The sequence below is a fragment of the Methanobrevibacter acididurans genome, assembly GCF_046197875.1.
Classification (GTDB): domain Archaea; phylum Methanobacteriota; class Methanobacteria; order Methanobacteriales; family Methanobacteriaceae; genus Methanobrevibacter_A; species Methanobrevibacter_A acididurans.
This window is the reverse complement of the sequence record NZ_CP166991.1, coordinates 1,516,073-1,540,125: the sequence shown is the minus strand read 5'-3', so window position 1 is coordinate 1,540,125 and position 24,053 is coordinate 1,516,073. Positions and strand designations below refer to the sequence as shown.

17 protein-coding genes are annotated in these 24,053 nt (G+C 27.4%); 11 read left to right on the top strand and 6 right to left on the bottom strand.

Annotated features, from left to right (window positions below; genetic code table 11):
* Positions 1 to 226 precede the first annotated feature (226 nt).
* The 4 genes from polC to ACA135_RS07610 all read left to right on the top strand — a co-directional run bounded on the left by polC (position 227) and on the right by ACA135_RS07610 (position 7,846).
* A complete protein-coding gene (gene polC, locus ACA135_RS07625) occupies positions 227 to 3,523 on the top strand; it encodes a DNA polymerase II large subunit (protein WP_409198153.1) in 3,297 nt (1,098 codons plus the stop codon).
* A gap of 455 nt (positions 3,524 to 3,978) precedes the next feature.
* Positions 3,979 to 6,294 (top strand): anaerobic ribonucleoside-triphosphate reductase, encoded by a 2,316-nt coding sequence (gene nrdD, locus ACA135_RS07620; protein WP_409198152.1) that lies wholly within the window; start codon positions 3,979 to 3,981, stop codon positions 6,292 to 6,294.
* Between the two features lie 186 nt (positions 6,295 to 6,480).
* Positions 6,481 to 7,317, top strand: a complete 837-nt coding sequence (locus ACA135_RS07615) for a hypothetical protein (RefSeq protein WP_409198151.1) — start codon at positions 6,481 to 6,483, stop codon at positions 7,315 to 7,317.
* 58 nt (positions 7,318 to 7,375) lie between these two features.
* On the top strand, positions 7,376 to 7,846 hold the full coding sequence (locus ACA135_RS07610; RefSeq protein WP_409198150.1) for a nucleoside deaminase: 471 nt from the start codon (positions 7,376 to 7,378) through the stop codon (positions 7,844 to 7,846).
* Positions 7,847 to 7,882: 36 nt separating this feature from the next.
* Here the strand turns inward: ACA135_RS07610 and lysS are convergent, their stop codons facing one another.
* The 4 genes from lysS to ACA135_RS07590 all read right to left on the bottom strand — a co-directional run bounded on the left by lysS (position 7,883) and on the right by ACA135_RS07590 (position 13,221).
* Entirely contained in the window at positions 7,883 to 9,466 is a 1,584-nt protein-coding gene (lysS, locus tag ACA135_RS07605) for a lysine--tRNA ligase (RefSeq protein ID WP_409198149.1), read from the bottom strand.
* Positions 9,467 to 9,743: 277 nt separating this feature from the next.
* The gene (thiC, locus tag ACA135_RS07600; RefSeq protein WP_409198148.1) at positions 9,744 to 11,072 is read right to left on the bottom strand and encodes a phosphomethylpyrimidine synthase; all 1,329 of its coding nucleotides are present in this window, start codon (positions 11,070 to 11,072) and stop codon (positions 9,744 to 9,746) included.
* A gap of 194 nt (positions 11,073 to 11,266) precedes the next feature.
* Entirely contained in the window at positions 11,267 to 12,178 is a 912-nt protein-coding gene (locus ACA135_RS07595) for a carbohydrate kinase family protein (RefSeq protein ID WP_409198147.1), read from the bottom strand.
* A gap of 146 nt (positions 12,179 to 12,324) precedes the next feature.
* A complete protein-coding gene (locus ACA135_RS07590) occupies positions 12,325 to 13,221 on the bottom strand; it encodes a LysR family transcriptional regulator (RefSeq protein ID WP_409198146.1) in 897 nt (298 codons plus the stop codon).
* A gap of 145 nt (positions 13,222 to 13,366) precedes the next feature.
* Here ACA135_RS07590 and hxlB point away from each other — a divergent pair, with 145 nt between their 5' ends.
* The gene (hxlB, locus tag ACA135_RS07585; RefSeq protein WP_409198145.1) at positions 13,367 to 13,957 is read left to right on the top strand and encodes a 6-phospho-3-hexuloisomerase; all 591 of its coding nucleotides are present in this window, start codon (positions 13,367 to 13,369) and stop codon (positions 13,955 to 13,957) included.
* A gap of 13 nt (positions 13,958 to 13,970) precedes the next feature.
* Here hxlB and fdhD read toward each other — a convergent pair whose 3' ends face one another.
* On the bottom strand, positions 13,971 to 14,723 hold the full coding sequence (gene fdhD / locus ACA135_RS07580) for a formate dehydrogenase accessory sulfurtransferase FdhD (RefSeq protein WP_409198144.1): 753 nt from the start codon (positions 14,721 to 14,723) through the stop codon (positions 13,971 to 13,973).
* A gap of 364 nt (positions 14,724 to 15,087) precedes the next feature.
* Between fdhD and ACA135_RS07575 the strand changes: the two genes are divergently transcribed.
* The 6 genes from ACA135_RS07575 to ACA135_RS07550 all read left to right on the top strand — a co-directional run bounded on the left by ACA135_RS07575 (position 15,088) and on the right by ACA135_RS07550 (position 20,021).
* A complete protein-coding gene (locus ACA135_RS07575) occupies positions 15,088 to 16,188 on the top strand; it encodes an ABC transporter substrate-binding protein (protein WP_409198143.1) in 1,101 nt (366 codons plus the stop codon).
* Positions 16,189 to 16,211: 23 nt separating this feature from the next.
* Positions 16,212 to 17,237: a FecCD family ABC transporter permease gene (locus ACA135_RS07570; RefSeq protein WP_409198142.1), complete on the top strand. Its 1,026-nt coding sequence runs from the start codon at positions 16,212 to 16,214 to the stop codon at positions 17,235 to 17,237.
* 43 nt (positions 17,238 to 17,280) lie between these two features.
* Complete coding sequence (locus tag ACA135_RS07565; protein WP_409198141.1) at positions 17,281 to 18,096, top strand: ABC transporter ATP-binding protein; 816 nt, start codon at positions 17,281 to 17,283, stop codon at positions 18,094 to 18,096.
* Positions 18,097 to 18,128: 32 nt separating this feature from the next.
* Positions 18,129 to 18,701, top strand: a complete 573-nt coding sequence (locus tag ACA135_RS07560; protein ID WP_409198140.1) for an FmdE family protein — start codon at positions 18,129 to 18,131, stop codon at positions 18,699 to 18,701.
* Between the two features lie 672 nt (positions 18,702 to 19,373).
* Positions 19,374 to 19,652, top strand: coding sequence for a hypothetical protein (locus ACA135_RS07555; protein WP_409198114.1), 279 nt, complete (start codon positions 19,374 to 19,376; stop codon positions 19,650 to 19,652).
* 48 nt (positions 19,653 to 19,700) lie between these two features.
* Positions 19,701 to 20,021: a transposase gene (locus tag ACA135_RS07550; RefSeq protein ID WP_409199107.1), complete on the top strand. Its 321-nt coding sequence runs from the start codon at positions 19,701 to 19,703 to the stop codon at positions 20,019 to 20,021.
* 77 nt (positions 20,022 to 20,098) lie between these two features.
* Here ACA135_RS07550 and ACA135_RS07545 read toward each other — a convergent pair whose 3' ends face one another.
* Entirely contained in the window at positions 20,099 to 23,968 is a 3,870-nt protein-coding gene (locus ACA135_RS07545; protein ID WP_409198139.1) for a right-handed parallel beta-helix repeat-containing protein, read from the bottom strand.
* Between the last annotated feature and the right edge of the window lie 85 nt (positions 23,969 to 24,053).

Genomic DNA, 24,053 nt, shown 5'->3' with positions numbered 1-24,053 from the left:
CAATTTAAATTTAACAATAAATATTTTTTATTACTTTTTTGAAAAAAGTATTCTTCTATTTTTAAATTATTTTTTATTTTTAAATATTTTTTTTATTAACATTAAATAAAAAAAATTTTAATATTGAATTTTTATACACATATTATTTGTATATAAAATCTAAATTAAAAAAAATAATGAATAGATAATATAAAAATTTTAATTAATACAGTTATTTAGTGATATAATGGATTATTTCAAAAGATTAGAGCAAGAAACAAAAGATTTGTATGAAATAGCTAATAAAGCTAGATCTAAAGGTTTAGATGTTGAAACTAAAACTGAAATTCCATTAGCAAAGGATTTAGCAGAAAGGGTAGAGGGGCTTGTAGGTCCAGAAGGTATAGCTAAACGAATCAAAGAATTAGAAAATGATATGAGTAGGGAAGAAGTTGCATTTCAAATAGCTGCTGAAATAGCTTCTCAAGATGTTGATGAAACTGGGGAAAAAGAAGCTGAAAAGAAAGAACAACTTGCTGATCAAGGTTTAAGGACTGCTTTAGCTATATTGACTGAAGGGGTTGTTGCAGCTCCATTAGAAGGTATAGCTAAAGTTGCTATTAAAAAGAATTTTGATAATACTAAATATTTAGCTGTTTATTTTGCTGGACCTATTCGTAGTGCTGGAGGTACTGCTGCTGCATTAGCTGTTTTATTAGGGGATAAAATTAAACTTGCCACTGGATTAAGTAATTATAAACCTATTAATGATGAAATAGAAAGATATGTTGAAGAAGTTGAGTTATATGAATCAGAAGTTACTAATCTTCAATATTCTCCAACTTCTGATGAAGTAAGAACTGCTGCAAGTAATATACCAGTTGAAGTAACTGGAGAAGCTACTGATCAGATTGAAGTTTCACATAAAGATATGGAAAGGGTAGAAACAAATAATATTCGGGGTGGAGCACTTCTTGCTATGATTGAAGGAATTGTCCAAAAAGCTAAAAAGATTATCAAATATTCAAATACATTAGGATTACCTGGCTGGGATTGGTTAAAAGAGTTTACACATGAAAAACCTAAAGAAGATGAAAAAGATGATGAAAATAAAGAAGATTCCTCACCTAAATATATCCAAGATATTATTGGTGGTAGACCAGTATTAGGTTATCCTTCTGAAAAAGGGGCTTTTAGATTAAGATATGGGCGGTCTCGAAATACTGGTTTAGCTGCAATGGGTGTTAATCCTGCAACTATGGAATTAGTGGGATTTTTAGCAGTGGGTACTCAACTAAAAATCGAATTTCCAGGTAAAGGAACTTGTGTTGTTCCAGTAGATTCTATTGATGGGCCTATTGTTAAACTTAAAAATGGTAATGTAATTAAAGTGGATACAGTTAAGGAAGCTAAGAAAATTAAAAATAATGTTTCTGAAATTCTCTTTTTAGGAGATATGCTAGTTGCATTTGGAGAATTTTTAAGAAACAATCAACCAATGTTAGGTGCTGCTTGGTGTGAAGAGTGGTGGATTGAAACAATTAGAAATTCCAAGAAATATATTAATGATAATAAAAATTTAGATTTGGAAAAACTTGAAACTGAAAAATTATCTGCTAAGGAAGCATTTAATTTCTCAGAAGAATATGATGTTCCTTTACACCCTAATTATGTCTATTACTATAATGATGTTACAATAAAAGATTTGAATGCTTTAATCAAATGGTTAAATTCTTTTAAAGATTCTTTTATTGAAGGTGAAGTTTTTGCCTTAGATCTTTCATACCAAAAACGTATTTTAGAAGTATTAGGAATACCTCATGAATTAAAAGATTCTAAAGTACTAATTAATCCGGAAATAGCCTATGCATTATTACATACTTTAACTAATAATCTAGATGAATCTAAAGATAGTACCATTGAAGCTTTAAATGATATTTCTAATATTGAAATTAAAAATAAAGCTCCTACTTATATAGGAACTCGTGTGGGTCGGCCTGAAAAATCTAAAGAAAGACTAATGAAACCTGCACCTCATTCACTTTTCCCTATAAATCATGATGGTGGAAGTAGAAGATTAATTGCAGAAGCTGCTAAAAAAGGTAATATTAGAGTTGATATTGCAAGAAGAAAATGCCCTGAATGTCAATCAATTTCATTTTCATCACTATGTCCTAATTGTGGAACACCAACTATAAAAGGCAATCCTAAAACAAGAACAATTAATTTAGGGGCAATGTTAAAAAAAGCCTCAGATAATGTTGGAGTAAGACAAGTTGATGAAATGAAAGGTGTTGTAGGTTTAATTTCTGAGGATAAACTACCAGAACCTTTAGAAAAAGGTATTTTACGAGCTAAAAATAATGTATATACTTTTAAAGAAGCTACTATTAGACATGATTCTACAGATTTACCATTAACACATTTTATCCCAAGTGAAATTGGGGTTACTGTAAAAAAACTTTTGGATATGGGATATGAGCATGATTGTTATGGTCAACCAATTGAAAATGAAAATCAAATTATCGAACTAAAAGTCCAAGATATTGTTGTTTCTACAAATTGTGGGGAATATTTAGTTAATGTGGCCAATTATATAGATGATTTATTAGAAAAATTTTATGGAATGGATCGTTTTTATAATGCTACCTGTAAAGAAGATTTAATCGGTCAATTAATTGCAGGTTTAGCTCCTCATACATCTGCAGGTGTTTTAGGTCGTATTGTAGGGTTTACAGAAGCTTTAGCTTGTTATGCTCATCCTTATTTCCATTCTGCTAAAAGAAGAAATTGTGATAGTGATGAAGACAGTGTTATTCTTTTGTTAGATGCTTTAATTAATTTTTCAAAATCTTATCTTCCAAGTACTCGTGGAGGAAGTATGGATGCTCCATTAGTTTTATCTTCTAGAATTGATCCTGAAGAAATAGATGATGAATCTCAGAAATTAGATATTATGTCTAAATTTTCTTTAGAATTTTTTGAAAAAACTCAAAAGCCATATAAACCTTCAGAACTTTTAGAGTATGTTGATAATGTTGGAATGCATCTTGGTACTCCAGAACAATATGAAAATTTAATGTTTTCTCATCATACTTCTAGTATTCATGCTGGACCTCATCTTTGTCTTTATAAAAGGTTAAATTCAATGCCTGATAAAGTTGAAGCTCAAATTAATCTTGCTGAAAAAGTTAGAGCTGTTGATCAACGTGGTGTTGTTGAAGGTGTTCTTTCTTCTCATTTTTTACCCGATATTATGGGGAATGTTCGAGCATTTTCTAGACAGAAAGTTAGATGTACTAAATGTAATGCTAAATATAGGAGAATGCCACTTACAGGTAAATGTAAGTGTGGAGGTAACCTTGTTATGAGTGTTTCTAAAGGTTCAGTTACTAAATATCTTGAAATATCCCAAAATTTAGTTAATAGATATCCAGTTTCTCATTATTTATCTCAAAGATTAGAAATTCAAGAATTTGGTATTAATTCTTTATTTGAAAGTGATAAATCTAAGCAAAGTTCTTTAGATATATTCTTTGGTTAATCTTTTTTAGTATTACTTTTTAAAATTTTTTTTATTTTATTTAACTATCCTTAATATTCAGAATTACTATTTTTCTGTTGTTATATCTTTATTATTGAGTTATAATCTCTTAAATTAATGATTATTAATTATTTATTTAAATTTAATATTTATTACTCCTCTTTTTATCTTATTTATTCTCTTTGAAGTAATACTTTGATTAATTTTATATACTTATTTTCACAGAGTATAATATGTTAAGATTCCGTGATTTTTGGTTTTAATATTTTGATTTAATTATTTATTAATGCATTTTTGCACAAAATAATTAATTCATTTTGTTTATTTACGAACCTTTAGTAAAGTTACGAACATTTATATAATAGTAAGGATAAATAACTTTATTATATAAAAAAATTATTTTCACAAAAAAAAATAGAAATTTTTTATTTATTACCAATGTGGGGTATTATATAATGGAAAACAAATTCAAAACTGGTGTAGTTACACCAAAAGTTAAATTAACTGTAGTAAAAAATAGTGGTGTTGTTGAAAAATTTACTTATGAAAAATTATTAAAATCTTTAGTAATGGTTGAAGCTCCATTTTTTGAATGTGAAAAAATAGTTTCAGATGTTGTAGGGTCATTATATGATGGAATAACAACTAAAGAAATTAAAAAAATGGTTTATGAAGATTTAGAAGTAGTTGATCCAGAAGCAGCAAATAAATACTTAGCAAAAGTAACTTTAAAAGTTAGAACTTCAAGAGATAAAATAGAACCATTTGATTTATCAAGAATAGCAAATACATTAATAGAAGAAACAGGTGCAAGTCAAGAAACAGCATTTCAAATTGCTTCAGATGTATGGAAAGAGCTTAAAAAATTAGATGTTGAATATTTAACTGCTCCTATGATAAGAGAAATTGTTAATACAAAACTTGTTGAATATGGGTTAGAAGATTTAAGAAGTAAATATACACGTTTAGGAATTCCAGTTTATAATATTACTAATTTAATTGAAAATGGTAATAGAAGTAATGCAAATATGATGCATAATCCTGAAACCATACATAAATATGTTGCAGATGAAGCATTAAAACAATATGCATTATTACATATGTTACCTACTAAATTAGCAGATGCTCATATGAGTGGGGATATTCATATCCATGATTTAGAATACTTTGCATCTAGACCGTTAAATTGTTTACAACATGATATAAGATCTTTTATTAAATATGGTTTAAAAGTTGATGGTTCTGGAGATCATACAAGTGTGGCTAGTGCACCTTCACATATGGAAACATTAATGAACCATACTGGGGAAGTAATGCTTGCAGCTCAACAAAATATGAGTGGTGGACAAGCTATGAGTTTATGGAATGTATTTGTTGCTCCATTTGCTCGTGGTAGATCTTATGAAGAAGTTAAACAATGTGTGCAAATGTTAATATATAATTTAAACATGGCATATGCTGCAAGAGGTTCACAAGTACCATTTACAAGTATGCAATTAGAATTTGGAGTGCCTGACTTCTTAAAAGATGTAACTGCATATGGACCAAATGGATTAAATGTAGGGACCTATGGTGATTTTGAAGAAGAAACTCGTATGATAGAAAGAGCATTTACTGAAATGTTACTTAAAGGAGATGCTGAAGGAAAACCTCATTTATTCCCAAATACTATTTACACTTTAAGACCTGAAACTTATAAAGGAGATTATGAAGAAGATTTAAGATTAGTGCATGAATTAAGTGCCAAGTATGGATCTAGTTATTTTGTAAATATGTTCCCTGATTACCGTGGAAATATGGCTAATTATATGGGTTGCCGAACACAATTACAAGATAACTGGACTGGGGACTGGGAAACTGATTGTTTACGGACAGGAAACCTTGCTTATTGTACAATGAATCTTCCAAGAATGGGATATACTTCTAAAGATGAAGATGAAGTATTTGAACAATTAGATGACAAAATGAAAATGGTTGAAGAAGTATTAATGATTCGTCGTCAACAAGGGTTACATGCCTTAAATGATTGGAATATATTACCTTTCCTCACCCAAGACTATGAAGATGATACTTATTATCACATAAATAATGCAACATTGTCCTTTGGTTTTAATGGATTAAATGAAATGTTACTTGCATTATTTGGTGCAGGTATAGAAGATAAAGATAGTAATAAATTTGGTGTTAAAGTTGTAAAATATATAAACGACCATGCACACGATTTACAAGAAGAAACAGGTTTACGTTGGAGTACTATTCAAACTCCTGCAGAAAGTACAGCATATAGATTTGCATCTTTAGATCATGAAATGTTTGGGGATAAAGCTATATTGAATGGAACACAAGGTGCTTATTACTATACTAACAGTAGTCATGTACCTGTTGATACAGATGTTTCATTAGTAAGTAAAATCAAAACAGAAGAACAATATCATCGTTACACTCCTGGTGGACATATTTTCCATGCTTTCATGGGTGAGTCTTACAGTGATCCTGACAGTTTAATGAGTTTAACTGAAAAGATTGCTAAAAATAGTGATATAGGATTCTGGGCTTACAGTTCAGCTTTAAGCTTTTGTTTAAAATGTAAAACATTAATGAAAGGTTTAAACAATAAATGTCCAACATGTGGTGAAACTGATGAAGTTGAATGGTATGATCGTATTACTGGGTACGTTCAACAAGTAGGCCATGCAAAATCATCTAATGGTGGATGGAATGCTGGTAAGAAACAAGAACTTATGGACCGCCGTCGATTTGAAAATGAATAATTATTTTTCTTTTCATTTTTAAATTTTTATCATCCTAACTAAATTTATTTTTCTCATTTTTTCTTATTTTTAAAATTTTTTATAATAAACTTTAAATAATTATAAAATAATATTTAAACAATAATTAAAGGTTATGTTTGTAAATTATTATAATTTAAATTTACATCATTTATCTTATATATAAAGGTGGTTTATATTTCCGAAGAAAAAGAACAAATTGATACTTTAAAGAAACAAATAAAAGATAAAAATCAAAAAATTAAAAATCAAGCAGAAGAATTAGACCATTTAACTAATAATGTAGTACCTCAACTTAAGAAAGAAAATAAAGAGCTTAAAAAACTTAAAAAAGAGCTAACAGATGCTTTGGAAGAAAGTACAAAGAAATATTTCAATCAATTAGAAATTAATGCTGATTTAAGTGATAGTGTAGCTAAAAAAGGTGCTGATCTTCAATTGGCTAAAGTTAGATTCGATGAATTAGAATCTCAAATTTTAGAGATTGAAGAAAAAGGTTTAGCTGAAGTTGAAAATTCTAAAGAATCTAATAAATCTCAAAAAGATTCTAAAAAATCTGATGAATCTTTTAATGAATTGGCAGAAGAGTTAAAAAATACTCAAAAAAATCTTAAAGATAAAACAAATGAATTAAATAAAAAATCATCAGAGTTAAAAAATATCAATAAAGAATTATCTAAACTTAATCAGGACACTATACCTAAACTCAAAACTGAACTATCTAATTCTAATCGTGAATTAAATAATATTAAAGAGTCTCAATCTAATAAAAAGGATAATATGAAAGGGGAAATTGCTAAACTTGAAGATGAAGTTATAAAACTCAAAGAAAATATATCTAATCGTACTAAAAGTAATGATAAACTTCATACAGATTTATCTAGTAAAACTAAAACTATCAATAAACTTGAAGAACAAAATAAGAAACTTAATAAAGTTATTAAATCTCAATCCGAAAGAGGATTATTTGATAGAATAAAAAATAAATCTACAAAGATTGATTAATTAAAGAATTTTTTTTATTTTTAATTCTTTAATACTTTTTTTTAAAGCTGTGCTTTTTATGTGTAATGATTCTTCTTTTATGAAAATAGCTATTAACGAGGCTAAAATTTCTTTAATGGAAGGAGGGATTCCTATTGGTGCTGTTTTAGTTAAAAATAATAAAATTATATCTAAAGGACATAATAAATTAATTCAAAATGGTTCTGTTATACTTCATGCTGAAATGGATGCAATAGAAAATGCAGGTAGATTATCTGGTGAAGATTATAAAGAAATAACATTATTCACTACTCTTTCACCTTGTCCAATGTGTTCTGGTGCAATATTATTATATAATATTTCAAGAGTTGTAATTGGTGAAAATAAATCTTTAATGGGTGCAGAAGATTTATTAAGAGAAAATGGTGTTAAAGTGGATGTTTTAAATATTTTAGAATGTCGGGATTTACTTTTAAATTATATTAAAAATAATCAATTGCAATGGGATAGTGAACTAGAAAAAGTAGGTAATTCTACAAATATTTTTTAATATTTTAAAAAATATAAAAGAAAAAGATTTTAATATTTATGCTTCTTGACGTAATCGTTTAATAACAAAATCTTTGTCTAATGTTAAAAGGAATGAAGCAGCACGTGGGCCTTGTTTTTTACCTAGTATCATTTTATATATAGCTTGAAAACCTTTTTGTGGTTTCAATTCATACTTTTCTAAAATCTCATACATTTCGTCGTGTAAATCTTTAGACTGTGTAAATTCTTTTTCTTCCATAATATCTGCTAAATCTTTTAAAAATGATATTTGTGCATCTTGAAGAGGTAAGTTTGGAATATTTTTTCTTTGTACTTCGAATTTGACAAATTTTGGAGCATAAAGTTCTAACCAATTTTTAACATTATTAACTCTTTCTTGATATTGTGCTAATTCTAATTCAGTTAAATCTTCAAATTCTTTTTCCTGATAATATGGACTTAATTGTGAATTTCTTTTTAATATTCCATATATTGTTTTCAAATCATTTCCAGCTATTTGATATGCATTAACTAAGAATCTATATGGTGGTCTAAAAGGCATTGTTTTATCATTTGTTATTTCAGATATTTCATATATTTTTCTGAATTTTTTCCCTTCTTTTTCTGAAGGTGCTTCTTCTTCATTGAAATATACTTTTTCAACAGTGTCAAATTGATCCATTAAATCTAAATAATGCATTTTTGGTGAGAAATCTTTTGCTTTCATTGGTTTACTTCTAAATAAGAAATAATTTAGACTTTCTGCGGGTCCGATTTTTAACCATTGTTGAGGTGTAAAGAATACACCATGGGATTTACTCATTGCTTCTCCGTCTAATGTAATCCATTCATAAGGTACAGGGTATGGTGCTTCGTAGTTAAAAATATCTTTGGTGATAATTTTACTAACATCATATGATCCTCCACTTGCAGCATGGTCTTTTCCAAATGGTTCACATGTTATTTCAAAAATTTTCCATCTTGCAGCCCATTCCACTCTCCAAGTTAACTTACCATTTCCTGTTTTAAAATCTACTTCTCCTTCATGTCCACATTCACATTTGTAAGATACTTTATCGCCTTGGAAATCATATGCTGTGGTTGTGTTTACTCTTCCACATTTTTCGCAGATAGGATTATATGGTAACCAATCTTCAGCTAATGGTGTTCTTCGGTATTGGTTCATTATTGATCTTATTTCATCTGCTTTATTTAGGGCAATTTTTATGTAATCATTGTATTCCCCGTTTTTGTACATTTGAAATCCAGATTTGGTTGTAAGTTCTATACCGAATTGGTTTAATGTTGATAAAAATGGTTTTTCAAAATGTTCTACAAAATTTTTACAACATCCGTCTGGGCAGGGAATGTTTGAGTAAGGCATTCCTAAATATTTGTCGTAATTTTCTGGTAATGGGTAAGGTACCTTTCTGAGGGGGTCGTGGTCATCTGCTATCCATATTGTTTCAGATTCTGATCCTAGTTCTCTTAATTTTTTTCCTATTGCGTTTGCTATGAATACATCACATGAATTCCCTATATGTATGGATCCTGATATAGATGTTCCACTTGCTATAGTATGTTTGTCAACGTCCATTTCATATAAATCATTAACTATTCGTTCTATCCAATGTTCCATTGTTTCACCATTATAATAATTGTATGTTTTTTTAATTTAATTAATTTCAATAATAAATAAAATTTAGTATTTTTTAATAAAATTTTTTTTAAAATGAGAATATTAATTATAAGAATCAAATAATTCTTATGATTTATATTTTTAAATCATATTATAAAAAGATTAAGAATTTTGAAAAATAGTTTTTTAATGTTTTTGTTTTTTAAAAAAGAGTGTTGGGTTTTGTTTTAAAAAAATTATTGAAGTAAAAATGATTTTTTTACTTCATTTAATATTATTAATTTTTTTCAGAATTTGCATTGTGCATATCATCGAAAAAGTCCGGTTCAGCACGATCTAACCATTCATTAACTATTTTTATTGCACAGAAATCTCCACACATGGTACAAGTATCGGAATCTTCTGGAGGTCTTTCATCTCTTTTTGCACGTGCATCTTCTGGGCACATTGCTGCATCATATTGTGCTTCCCAATCTAAATTTTTACGCGCATTTGCCATTATTAAATCTTTTTCTCCATTATGGACTCCTTTTGCCATGTCTCCAACATATGCGCCTATTCTTGTTGCAATAACTCCATCTTTAACATCTTGAGGGGAGGGTAATGCTAAATGTTCTGCAGGAGTTACATAACATATAAAATCAGCACCAGCTTTTGCAGAAGCTGCAGCTCCTATTGAAGATACTATGTGATCATATCCTGGTGCAATATCACATACTAAAGGTCCAAGCATATAAAATGGTGCGTCTCTACAAAGTTTCTTTTGTATTGTAACATTTGCCGGAATCTCGTTTAGTGGTATGTGTCCGGGTCCTTCTATCATTGTTTGAACTCCAGCTTCTCTTGCTCTATCTACTAATTCCCCTAGTACTATTAATTCTTGTACTTGTGCTCTATCTGTTGAATCTGCAATTGATCCTGCTCTCATTGCATTTGCCATGGACATTACTACATCATATTCTTTAGCGATTTCTAGTATGTAATCAAAATTTTTGTATAAAGGATTTTCTCTTTCATTTTCTACAATCCATGAAGATATAAATGCTCCTCCACGACTTACTAATCCTGTTTTTCTTCCTTGTTTTTTTAATCTTGCTAATGTTTCAATGTTGACACTGCAATGGATAGCCATGAAGTCAATTCCATCTTTAGCTTGTTTTTCTATTGTTTTGAACATGGAATCTTCATCCATGTATATTGCGGATCCTTGATTTCTTATACTTTCAATTGCTGCTTGATAAACTGGTACACTTCCTACAGGTAATGGGGACATTTTTAGTATTCTTCTTCTTATTTCATCTAAGTCTCCACCTATACTTAACTCCATTAAACAGTCTGCTCCATTGTCTATTGCTATTTGAGCTTTTAATTCTTCTTCATCAAAATTTACTATGTCTGTTGAAGTTCCTACTGTTGCATTTACTTTGGTTTTTAATCCTTTACCTATTCCAGATGCTTTTATGTTGTGATTTATGTTTTTTGGGATAGCTATTGTTCCATTTTTAACGGAATTTAATATGAAATTTTCAGATTTTCCTTCTTTTTTAGCTACAGTTTTCATTTCGTCAGTAATTATACCTTTTTTTGCGCTTGTTAATTGAGTCATTTTTTACCCACATTTTATATTATTTTATTTAATTGTAATTTTAATTAAAATCAATTAAACTTTAATCAATTAAATTTTAATTTAATTTAAGCTTATTTGAATTATATTTAAGACTTTAACTTTATTATATATAAAATTAATCAAAAAAAAGAAAATAAAAAAATAGAAAAATAAGAAAATAGAAAAAAAGAAAATTAATAGAATTCTTTCATTCTATTAGTGGCTTCTACTAAAGAAGGAATATTAGTTTGACAACCCTTTTTTTCTACAATAAAACTTGAAACAGAAGATGCAAATTTAGCACATTCTTCTAAAGAATATCCATTTAAAAATTTACTTAAAAATGCTGCTCTATAAGAATCTCCAGCACCGGTTGGGTCAACAGCAGGTTTATAAATAGCTTCAATATCAATTTTATCATCTGCACTATAAATTTTACTACCCTCTTCACCACAACTTTTAACAACTATTTGAGGACCTAATTCCATCAATCCATTAATATCTAAATTTAAACTATTTTGTATTCTTTTGATTTCATAATGATTTCCAAATAATATATTAATATCACCAATAACTTCTTTAAGTCGTTTAGGATTATACATGCCTAAATCTTGACCAGGATCAAAAGATATTAATTTTTCTTCAGCTCTAGCTTTTTTACCACATTTCCAATTAAAATCAGGATCTCCAGTAGCTAAATGCACGGCTTTAGATTTTGCAATAGTTTTATCTGGTGTTTTTGAATTTTTAAAATTCTTACCTGCTCCCCAATAAAAATAACTAATTTGATCGTTATTACTATTTGTAAAAACAAAAGCTGTAGGTGTAGTTTCGTTATCCACTACAATCATTGAATCAATATCTATTCCTTTATTTATCATTTCTTTAGCATATTTAGAATTTTTAAACTCCCCTCCAACAGCAGATACTAAAGAAGTTTTTAAACCCATAGTAGCAGCAACCATAGCAACATTAGCAGCAGCACCTCCATTTAAATTTTTCATAGAATTAATAGCGGATGATGTATTTGCTTTAGGGAATTCATCAACAGTTATTATACAATCTAAAGCAGTATGTCCAATTGTAAGTAAATCTTTTTTTGTCATAAAAATAGTCACCTTTATTTTTAAATTATTTTAATTAGAATTATTTTCACAATATCCATATTAAATTTTATACTTTAATATTATTCTAATTTTTCCTACCATATGAAAAGTAATTTAACAAATATACATTTTAAAATCTTTTTTTATTAATTTATTTTCCAAGGTTTTATTGGTTTAAAACCTTGTTCAAATATTTTATTCTGACCTTTATTTAACATATAGTCTATAAATTCTTTATTTTCTTTTTTATTATCATTAACTTGTATTAAGCTAATAATATGATTAGTTTCCACTTTTAAAATATCATTTCCATGAAAATAACTAGCATTTAAAAAAGTGTATAAATCTGAATTATTTTTAACTATTTTAAATGCATCAAATTGGGATTTAACTTCTTTTTTAATATTAAATTCCACATTTTTTTGTTTTAAAGTGTCCCATACTAATCTTTGTGCGCTGCCTTTCACACTAACAAAATTTTTCCCATTTAAGTCTTCTATTGTTTTTATTGGTGATGATTTATTATTAGAAACTAAAGTGAGGTAATCATAACCAATGGCTGTAAAATCTAAGTTATTTTGAAAACCGATTAATGGATCATCTAAAGCTAAAATATCAATTAAATTCCTTTTACCTAATTCAAATGCACTTTCATCATCACTACTAAATACTGATATATCGAATGGGATATCATTGCTAATAGATTCTAAAAGTCCAGAAACTATATGTCCTCCTGCAATATTTATTTTATTTGATTCCTTAAGTCTAATTTGATATTGATTATAAATTTTAATTAAATTTAAACCTTCTTTTGTTAAAGTAGATCCTGAACCATAATTATTTTTAACTAATTTAAACCCTAATTTATTTTCAGCATTTTTTATTTTTCTATCTAATGCAGAATGAGAAAGATTTAATTTTTCTGATGTTTTTCTTATGGATTGAGTTTTTTGTAATGATTTTAATGATTCAAATAATTTGTAATTATAAATATACCCATTAATATCTAATTCGATTTTAGGTTTTATATTATTTTCATTCATATGATTTAATCTCTGTTTTTTATTTTTAAAATAAATAATTATAAATATTTAAATTATTATATATATTTAATAATTATTTTTATTATCAAATTTTATTAATAAAATTATTGAAACTTTTTATAAATATTAAGGTTGGCTAAAAATTATGGAATTAATGAAAACATCAATTAAAGCGATGTTAAAGAATATTGAAAGTGCCGAAGAATTTTTAAATGAAGATAGCATTAATCAATTCATTGAAATTTTAACTACTTCTAAAAATATTTTTGTTACAGGTGCGGGTAGATCAGGTCTTGCGGGTAAAGCATTTGCTATGAGATTAATGCATTTAGGGCTTAGTGCTTATGTTGTAGGTGAAACTATTTCTCCTGCTATTTACGAAGATGATTGTATACTAGCTATTTCAGGATCTGGTGAAACTAATACTATTGTTAATGCAGTTCAAATAAGTAAAAATAGAGGATCTAAAATTTTAGCTTTAACCTCTTACCCTAATTCTTCTTTAGGCAAATTAGCTGATGCTATATTATATGTTCAAGGTAGAACTAAAGCGGAAGTTGATGATCAAGACTATCTTAAAAGACAATTTGATGGTAATTACACTTCTTTAACTCCTTTAGGGACTGCTTTTGAAATAACTTCATTAGTATTCTTAGATGGGCTTGTTTGTGAATTAATGCAAGTAATGGGAAAAACTGAAAGTGATTTAAAGTCTAGACACACTGTTTTAGAATAATTTTCTTTATTTTTTAGTTTAAATTGATTCGATTTGGGTTTGTGTAAATATTAAATCTATTTCCTCTAACAAATCCTATCATTGTAACATTTCCCTTTTCTGCAATTTCATAGCCTGAATTTGAGGGTGCTGCATTTGAAATTAATATTGGTATTCCTACTCTTATTATTTTAATAACCATATCTGAAGGCATTCGTCCACTATAAGTTATATAAGATTTTGATAAATCATAACTTTTCCTTGTAGCTGCTCCAATTACTTTATCTACGGCTACATGTCTGCTTACATCTTCTCTAATGATATATTTATCTTTATAAATTATTTGTGCTACATGTGTACCTCCTGTTTGTTTCCATATTGGTGCTTCTTTTTTCAATCTTTCCATATTTTTAAGAATATCTATTGCATTTATTTTTAAATTAGATTTCACTGGAGTTATTTTTTTTATTTCTGATCTCCATCCACCACCACAATCTGATAGAATACAACCGCCTTCTTTGTATATTTCTGTAAGTTTTATTCTTATATTAATATTTTTGCCATTTTTTTCAATTTTTTTTATGTCATCTATTTTGTTGATTAATCCTTCTCCTAAAAGATAACCTATTACAAAATCTTCTAAGTTTTCAGGGTATGTTGAAAATTTTCTTGGAGGTAAATGATTAATTTGTAAATTAATATTTTCATCTTTAATAATTTTTTCATTTACTTCTTTGAATTCTTTGTTTTTATATTTTATGGCTTTTACTTCCTTTATTTTTTCCATAAGTGATACCTTTCCTTAGTTAATAATAATTTCTTTTTTATTATTTTAACTATTATTTGTTATTATTTTATTTTTTATCTATTAGTCCTATTAATAACTATTGTTATATTATATTTTAGTAAATTATTTATATTAATTTAATGTAAAATATATTCATATCGTTAATATTAATATCTCTTAAAAAATTATTTTTTTTAAAAAAAAAGTTTTAATATTATCTGTTAATGAAATAAATTAATATTTAAGTTAAAAAAATAATTTCTAGTTATTTTAAATTAAATAATCTTATTTAAATTAAATTTAACGTTAGCAATAAATTTATAATATTAAAATAATTTAAAGTATTTTTAGTTTTGTGATAATTATGGAAAAGAAAACAAAAATAATATTGGTCCTTTTAATGATTTTATTAATCTGTGCTATTGGGGTAACAGCTTTCATGTCCCCTTCATCCACATCAAAAGGAAATACAACAATAACTGATATGGCAAATAGGACAATAACAGTGCCATCATCAATAAACACAGTAGTTGCAACAAGTCCTCCTATGACAACAATAATTTACATGTTAGCTCCTGAAAAATTAGGAGGTCTCAATTTCCAATGGACTAATGAAGAATTAGAATATGTTCCTAGCCAATATAAAGATTTACCTAATATCGGGGGCTGGTATGGTTCAAATGATGGAAATTATGAACAATTCATAGCATCTGATCCTGATGTAGTTGTAGAATCCTTAGATGAAGGAAGTTCTGATAACTCCACAATAACTGATAGACAAGAAAAATTTGGAGCAATACCTGTAGTAGGTGTAAATGATACTACTGATGTAACTAAAATTGATTCTTCTATTAAATTTATAGGAAAATTAATTGGAGCTGAAGACAAAGCTAATTCATTATGTGCATTCAATGATAAATATATAAACAAAGTTAAAGAAGTTAATTCAACAATTTCTGATAATCAAAGAAAAACAGTTTATTATGCAGAGGGAGAAGATGGATTAAGCACAGATCCAAATGGTACTTCACATTCTCAATTAATAAGTTTATGTGGGGGAAACAATATTGCTGATGTAGGAACACAAGAAGGTGAAGGTCAAATTTCAGTTTCCATAGAACAAGTTGTGGGATGGAATCCTGATGTGATTATTGCAAATGATCCGGACTTTTATAATAAAGTATACTCAGACCCAACATGGTCAAATATTAATGCAGTGAAAAATCATCAAGTTTATTTATCTCCACAATCTCCATTCAAATGGTTTGATAGACCACCAGGTGCTAATATTATTATAGGAGTGCCATGGACAGCTAAAGTATTATATCCAGATCAATATTCTGATATTCATTTAAAAGATGTTACTAAAGAATTTTATTCTGACTATTATCACATAGACTTAAATGATCAACAAGTAACTGATTTACTTAAAAGTTCTGGATTAAATGAATCTCAAATTGCATAAAGAATTATAATATGGGTTAAAGCATGGATGAATCTGGATTATTATCAAAAAATCATGAAATTTTTGCTTATAGTATCCTAATTTTTTTACCTATAATTCTTTTTTTTATAGCTTTTATGGTTGGAAGGTATCCTATTACTCCAATACAGGTAATACAAACAATTTTATCTCCAATATTCCCTAATTTAGCAGTTTCACCTACAATTTCTAGTATAGTTTTTGATGTTAGATTGCCTCGTATAATTGCGGCTGTATTGGTTGGGGCTTCTTTATCTATTGCAGGTGCGACTTTTCAGGGTTTATTTAAAAATCCTTTAGTGTCTCCAGATTTACTTGGTGTAAGTAACGGTGCAGGATTTGGTGCAGCTTTAGCTATACTTTTTTCAGCAGGAAATTTCTTTATACAACTAAGTTCATTTATTTTTGGTTTAATATCTGTATCTATCACATATTTAATATCTAAAAGTTATAAAATAGAAGGAACTTTATTATTAGTACTCTCAGGGATAGCTGTGTCTGCATTTTTTAATGCACTTATTTCCGGTACAAAATTTTTAGCTGATCCTTATGATAAATTACCTGAAATTGTTTTTTGGTTAATGGGAAGTTTAGGAAAGGTTACTACAGATCAATTATTAATGATTTTAATACCAATGTTTATAGGTTTAGTTATAATCTTACTTTTAAGATGGCATTTAAACCTCTTAAGTATGGGGGATGATGAAGCACAATCTTTAGGTTTAAATCCTAATCGTTTAAGAATAATACTTATATTTGCATGTACTCTTGTAACTTCTGCAGGAGTAAGTATTAGTGGGGTTATTGGGTGGGTTGGATTAGTAGTTCCTCATATAACTCGTATGATAGTTGGTCCGGACCATAAATTATTATTACCTGCTTCATTAAGTATTGGGGCAAGTTTTTTGTTATTAATTGACACTATATCTAGAACAGTTATAGCTATTGAAGTACCATTAGGAATATTAACTGCACTAATTGGAGTTCCAATATTCTTATATTTATTACGTAAAGGTTATTCACAATGGTAAAAAAATTGTAAAATATATTTAATTAAATGAGTTGAAGAAAGATATGGAAAAAATAATGGAAGTAAAAAATATTTCATTTTCTTATGAAAAAGATTCTCCTGAAATTTTTGAGAACATCACTTTCAATATTGAAAAGGGGGATGTTTTATGTATATTAGGTCCTAATGGGATAGGAAAAACTACTTTAATCAAATGTTTAAATGGTCTACATGAAATTAATAATGGTAAAATTTTATTAAATAAAAAAAATATTAAAACATTATCTTTTAAAGAAATATCTAAAATGATTGGTTATATTCCTCAAGGTCATATTCCTTCATTTCCATTTTCAGTATTTGATGTGGTGTTAATGGGAAGAACGCCTTATATTAACCTTTCAGCAGCACCAAAAGAAAAAGATTTAACGATTACGGAAAATGCATTAAAAAATATTGGAATATATCATTTGAAAGATAAACCTTATACTAATTTAAGTGGGGGGGAACGTCAATTAGTATTTTTAGCTCGTGTATTGGCCCAAGAACCTGATCTTTTGATTTTAGATGAACCTACATCTCATTTGGATTTTGGTAATCAGATAAAATTACTTGAAATATTAGAAAATTTATCTAAATTAGGTTTAGCTATAGTTATGTCTTCACATTTTCCAGATCATGCATTTATTTCATGTAATAAAGTAGCTATAATGAAAAATAAAAAATTTATTGATTTTGGAACTCCTGAAGATGTAATCACAGAAGAAAATCTTAAAAAAGCTTATGGTATTAATGTGAAGTTAATAAATTTTGAGGATAGGAAAGTTTGTATACCTTTAAAAACGAATTTAAACCTTAATCTTGAAAATTTTAAAAAAATTTAATTATTAAAATAAATATTAGAGGAGAAAATAAAATGATAACTAAAGAAGCATATGAAGAACAATTAGCAAAAGCAAAGGAATTTCATGGCGAAGTTTGTGGAGGAATAGCAATAGGAACCAAATTAGCTATGTATGGTATGGATCTTATGGGTATGGAATTAAATACTCGTCATAAAAACTTAATTGTTTTTGTTGAAATAGATAGATGCATGGCAGATGCAGTGCAATCAGTTACAAAATGTAGTATGGGTAAAAGAAGTTTAAAACAAATGTATTATGGGAAATTTGGTGTAACTTTTTATAATATGGATACAAAAGAAGCTATCCGTGTGTCAGATGCAGATGCAAATAGTAAAGAAGATATATGTGAAACTAAAGCAGAAATGATTCAAAGATTCATGGACACTCCTGCAGAAGAATTATTTAATGTAGAAAAAGTTAAAATTAGACCTATTCCTGATGCTCAAATACCTGGAAGTGCACATACAAGTACATTTTGTTCAGTTTGTGGAGAAAAAGTCACTGATGATAGACATTTAGTTAGAGGTGGAAGACCTATTTGTAAATCATGTGCTGAAGAATCCTATTATGAATTAATTGATTAAAAAAATAAATAATTTTTTTAATTATACATAAATTTATTTTTTTTAAATTTTTCTAATATTATTTTTAAAATTTCTTTTTTTAGTTTAAGTTTACAATTTAAATATTTTCTTATAATTTCTAAAAAAATGGTTTTGTAGAAACCCTTTATTTTTTTTCTAATTTTTTTTCAATTGAAATTGTACCTTGATGTTTTTGTTTTTTCGATTTCTTTTAATTTAGGTTTAAGAAGTTTTAAGAAGGTTTCAAGTCTTTACACTTGAAATAGTACCTATGATATTTAAAATAAGTAAAGAATAAGTATTAATATTAAAATGGAGAATAAATATTAATATGACAAGTAAAAACATTAATTTTCCAAGTAATTCTTTGTTTTCTAAGCAATTAAATCTTTCGGATTTTAACTTTGAAAAACCTTACAAAAAATTTTATAAAAAGTACTTTTAAAAAATCGTAATGAGGATTTAACAAATAATCAACTGTTAAAATTTATTGAAACAACTTTTAACTATGCAAAAATGTGCTTAAATACTTATTCTAATTATTTTAGCAATCATTTATACACACAACCTGTTTTATTCACTATTTTATCACTTAAAAATTTTATACTAAAAAGCACATTTCGTGAATATAACTCAATTTTTTACAGTTATCTGACCAATATAATTAAATATTTGCGGATAAAAAAGGTCCCACATTACACTACAATCCAAAAATTTTTCCAAAAACTACCATCTGGTACTTTAAGAAAAATCAACCAATTAATATTATCTCAACATGATATAAGTGGAGAAATAATAGCCCTTGATGGATCAGGATTCACCAACGATTATGCTGACAAATATTATGCAATAATACGAGCTAAAGAACGAAAAAGCTATGTTAAAAACCATATTGCAATAGACATAAAAACTCTTTTAATCCTAAATTATGCAACTCAAAGAGGACCTTAGAAGTGACACCAAGTTCGCAATCAATTCCATAAGACAAACAAAAAAAATATCATCCACATTTACATATTAGCAGACAGAGCATACGACACAGAACCCATAAGAAAATGTATAAACGAATACACTGGAGCTTTTGACCAAATACCAATTAAAACTAGAGCCAAAAAAGGACATTACAGACTTAACAGCATATCCATCTTCAGACCCAAAATATACAGTCTAAGAAGCAATGTAGAAGGAGTATTCAGCGTAATCAAAAGACTATTTAACGGAACAAACCGAAGCCGAACACTAAAACTATCAAACAAAGAAACAAAACTCAAAAACCTAATCTACAACATCCACAGATCAACACAACTACCAAAAAAATAGGGTTTCTACAAAGCCAAAAAAATTAAAAAAATAGGAAATATAAAATTAAAATATTTTTTTATATAACTTTTTAAATTTTAATAACTAGGTATTTCATTGTTGGGAACATTATATTTCTCAATCACATAATAAATACGTTCAGTACTTTTAAGTGAACCTGCTGATACTTCAATAATATTATCACTAGATTTATATTCTGAAGGATTAAATGTAATAGTCCCTGTTCCATTAGTAATTTCTATTTCGGTTTCAGTTCCATTAACATTGAGTGTGAAAAATAGTGTGAATGTTGGGAGATTTGTATCTAAAGTATTATTCTTGTAAAAGTTTACATTATATGTTCCAGGTTTTGTACAGGTTATATTAAATGTAATTGGGGTAGTTTTTATTCTAGGACACATTGTTCCAGCTCCAACAGTACCATTTAAATCCCAAGTTACTAAATGGTTTGTACCATACCAATTTGCACCAATAACAAGTTTTAAACTATCATTCCATTGTCCAGGTCCATAAATTCCTTCTGGATTAGCACTCATTTCACCTAAAATCATCATACTAGGTCCTTTAGCATTATTATATATTGCATTATCTGTAACAACTGGATATATCGCATTTTCTGCTAAATCATAATGTTTCCAAAAAGTAATTCCTTCTAATGCATTTTCACAAATAAGATTTTTAGTTATAGTAATGCCGGTACTATAATTAGAATCAATAAGTATTCCAATATAATTATTAATTATACTATTGTTTATTATACTTGCATTTACTCCAGAGTTATTTAGATATATACCATAACCTAATGGTCCTTCTGGAACTTCAAGTGTATAATTTCCCACATTTTCATTAATTGTATTATTGAAAACTTTTGTGTTACTTACATTATAATCATAGTTTATTCCGTAATTATTTTCTTTTAAAATATTATTATTTACAAAAATATTTTGAGAGTTGTTTAAATAAACTCCATTTTCATATGAACTAATAGTATTATATTCTAATACTATATTACTACTATTTAATATGCCAACACCATTTCCGGGCATTATTTTTAAGCCTTTTGCATATTCTGTTTTATATTCAGAATCTAAAATATTTTTAATACTATTATTACTTAGTTTAATATTGCTAGTATTTTCTATTTTTATACCAGTTCCTTCATAACTTATGAAGTTAAAATTACTTATATTTGAATTCATTCCTGATTTAGTTATTAAAAATATTTCACTACCATTTATTCCATTTAATGTTGTGTTAATGTTTGTAGTAATGTTTAATGGTTTATTAATTATCAAAGAAATTTTATTATAATTTTCACCTAAAAATAGTATATTTGATTCATTATTTGAATCAATTAATTTTTGAATTTCATCATTACTAATATTTTGAGGAATGTATAATATATTATTTTTATTAATTATAATTTTATTAGTAGTTTCACAAGGTGCATATTTTTCATTTCCCAAATATTCAACTTTAACAGTATAATTTCCTGGATTAAAATTTATCTGAATTTCACTTACACCCTTTTCATTAGTATACAAAGTATAAGAAATGGACTGATTTCCATTATAAAAAGTTATTAAAAGCTCTTGATTAACAAGAGCATTGGTATCATTATCAATTAACAATACATTATAATAACTTCCTTTAATAGAATTTAAATCAGATCCAATTAATTTAGTTTTTTTTTGACTTGTTGTAATAACATTTATAGTAGCACTTGCACTAGAATCAACATATTGACTTGTTTCTCCAAATGAACATTCAGCAGTATATACTCCTGGGTAGAGGTTAATTTCTAGTTGGTATTCTCCGTTGTTATCGGTTGTTTGCCAGTATATTTTATTAGCGCCTGTTTGCGGGTTAGTTAATTTTAATGCTATGTGTTGTCCGATTATTGGGTTTCCTTGGTTGTCAGTTAATTTTCCAGTGAAGTTTTGTCCTGCACCGTATATTTCTTTAAAGTCGTTTGCAGTTAAAATAGTATTTGTTTTATTAGATTCTTTAGTTACTGATATTGTAGCATTTATTGGACCGGATGGAAGATAAGTAATATCTCCTTTTGTAATACCATCATAACTTGCCGCAACAGTATATACTCCTGGGTAGAGGTTAATTTCTAGTTGGTATTCTCCGTTGTTATCGGTTGTTTGCCAGTATATTTTATTAGCGCCTGTTTGCGGGTTAGTTAATTTTAATGCTATGTGTTGTCCGATTATTGGGTTTCCTTGGTTGTCAGTTAATTTTCCAGTGAAGTTTTGTCCTGCACCGTATATTTCTTTAAAGTCGTTTGCAGTTAAAATAGTATCAATACTTTTATTAGTAGGTATATCAGAATCATTTACATTATAAAATGCATATGGTCTATTACCACCATCTAATGACCCCATTCCAGGACCAATAACTGTAACATTATTTCCAGTCTTTAAAAAACTAGCATTTCTAAAGTCAACTACAGCTGTACCATTATGTATTTCAGTAATACTATAAATATCACCTGTTACAGGGCTTGTAGCAGTATTATTTTTATTTAAAAAGAATGTCATTTCAACACTGTTAAAATCTGTAGCAACACTTCCATTATTTTTATATACAAAAGAAAATGAATAAACACCATTGGATACTTGTGTAATATTTCCAACTATAAGATCTTTATAAGGATTAGCACTTCTTAATTCTCCTGGAGCATAAGATGTACTTCCACAAAATAGTTCGCCATAGTAAATATTACTCCATATAAATATTTGTCCAGTTCCAGTAGTATAATGCCCATTACCATCACCTACATAAGTATAAGTATCAGTAGTTGCATTATAATCATAATCTCCATTATTACTTTTTGTATAAACTGCAGTGAAAACAGCTCTTTGTTTATGGAATCCAAAGAAATTTTGATCGACTATTTGAATATTTTGATTTATAAGATTTCTTACACGATAATCATTGAATATTCCATACATTCCATTTTCATATATGAAATTTCCACGAATTAACATATTAGTAATATTATTATTAACATATATTCCAGCACCCATTGTGGCACGGCTTTGGTCTTGAATATTTCTATTATAAAAAATTTTATTATTTAATATTTTTACATTATCTGCTGTACTCGCATTAATTCCATATAAATTAGCAGTAATATTATTCATATCAATTGTGGTTTGTGAAACACCCTCATCCAAACTAATACCATTTAATGTGTTTTCATGAATATAATTATTTTTAATTAAAGTACTATCTGAATTTTCAAGTATTATTCCTTTAATTGAATTTTTTATGTTTGAATTAGAAATTGTAGTATTTTTAGCCCCTTTAATAAGTATGGCTTGTCCATTTGTAGAACTAACAGTACAGTTAGTGATTAATATGTTATTTCCACCATTGATATATATACCATAAGGATCTACAATATTTCCGGATTCTACTTCATTTATTAAAGTAAATCCTGAAAGTACAGAATTTGAAGCTTCTGATGTGAAGTAAAATATACCTAATCCATTAGAACCTTGAGTATTTGAAGGACAAGTCGACATTGTAGTTCCACAATTACTTATAATATTTAATTGTTTATTAACTATTATATGACAATGTACATAACTTGTTCCAGTAATAAGGATAGTATCTCCAGCATTTGCTTTGTTAATAGTATCTTGAATAGTTGGATTGTCCATCTGATTTTTACTTGAACCATCTACTATGTAAGTTGTTCCATTACTTGTTCCAAGTTTATAATTATTAGTTGATTCATTAATATCCTGTGATTCTGTTATTGTATTTATTGAATTTGCAGATATCTCTTGATTAATATTTGTATTATTAATATCTTGATTAATACTTGAGTAACTTGCTGTATTATTAATATCTGCAGCCATCACAGAGCTTATAGAAAATATAGAAATTAATAAAGTTAAAGATATTAATAAGAATATTTTTTTCTCCATTATTTATCCTCAAATTTTTTTATTTATATTAAAATTTTATAACACATGTTAAGTTTTTTTGAAAAAAAATATTCTGATAAAAACA

Bases quoted from the DNA above. Each gene is read 5' to 3' on its own strand.
- polC (WP_409198153.1), top strand. From the start codon at position 227: ATGGATTATTTCAAAAGATTAGAGCAAGAAACAAAAGATTTGTATGAA.
- nrdD (WP_409198152.1), top strand. From the start codon at position 3,979: ATGGAAAACAAATTCAAAACTGGTGTAGTTACACCAAAAGTTAAATTA.
- ACA135_RS07610 (WP_409198150.1), top strand. From the start codon at position 7,376: ATGTGTAATGATTCTTCTTTTATGAAAATAGCTATTAACGAGGCTAAA.
- lysS (WP_409198149.1), bottom strand. From the start codon at position 9,466: ATGGAACATTGGATAGAACGAATAGTTAATGATTTATATGAAATGGAC.
- thiC (WP_409198148.1), bottom strand. From the start codon at position 11,072: ATGACTCAATTAACAAGCGCAAAAAAAGGTATAATTACTGACGAAATG.
- ACA135_RS07595 (WP_409198147.1), bottom strand. From the start codon at position 12,178: ATGACAAAAAAAGATTTACTTACAATTGGACATACTGCTTTAGATTGT.
- ACA135_RS07590 (WP_409198146.1), bottom strand. From the start codon at position 13,221: ATGAATGAAAATAATATAAAACCTAAAATCGAATTAGATATTAATGGG.
- hxlB (WP_409198145.1), top strand. From the start codon at position 13,367: ATGGAATTAATGAAAACATCAATTAAAGCGATGTTAAAGAATATTGAA.
- fdhD (WP_409198144.1), bottom strand. From the start codon at position 14,723: ATGGAAAAAATAAAGGAAGTAAAAGCCATAAAATATAAAAACAAAGAA.
- ACA135_RS07575 (WP_409198143.1), top strand. From the start codon at position 15,088: ATGGAAAAGAAAACAAAAATAATATTGGTCCTTTTAATGATTTTATTA.
- ACA135_RS07570 (WP_409198142.1), top strand. From the start codon at position 16,212: ATGGATGAATCTGGATTATTATCAAAAAATCATGAAATTTTTGCTTAT.
- ACA135_RS07565 (WP_409198141.1), top strand. From the start codon at position 17,281: ATGGAAAAAATAATGGAAGTAAAAAATATTTCATTTTCTTATGAAAAA.
- ACA135_RS07560 (WP_409198140.1), top strand. From the start codon at position 18,129: ATGATAACTAAAGAAGCATATGAAGAACAATTAGCAAAAGCAAAGGAA.
- ACA135_RS07545 (WP_409198139.1), bottom strand. From the start codon at position 23,968: ATGGAGAAAAAAATATTCTTATTAATATCTTTAACTTTATTAATTTCT.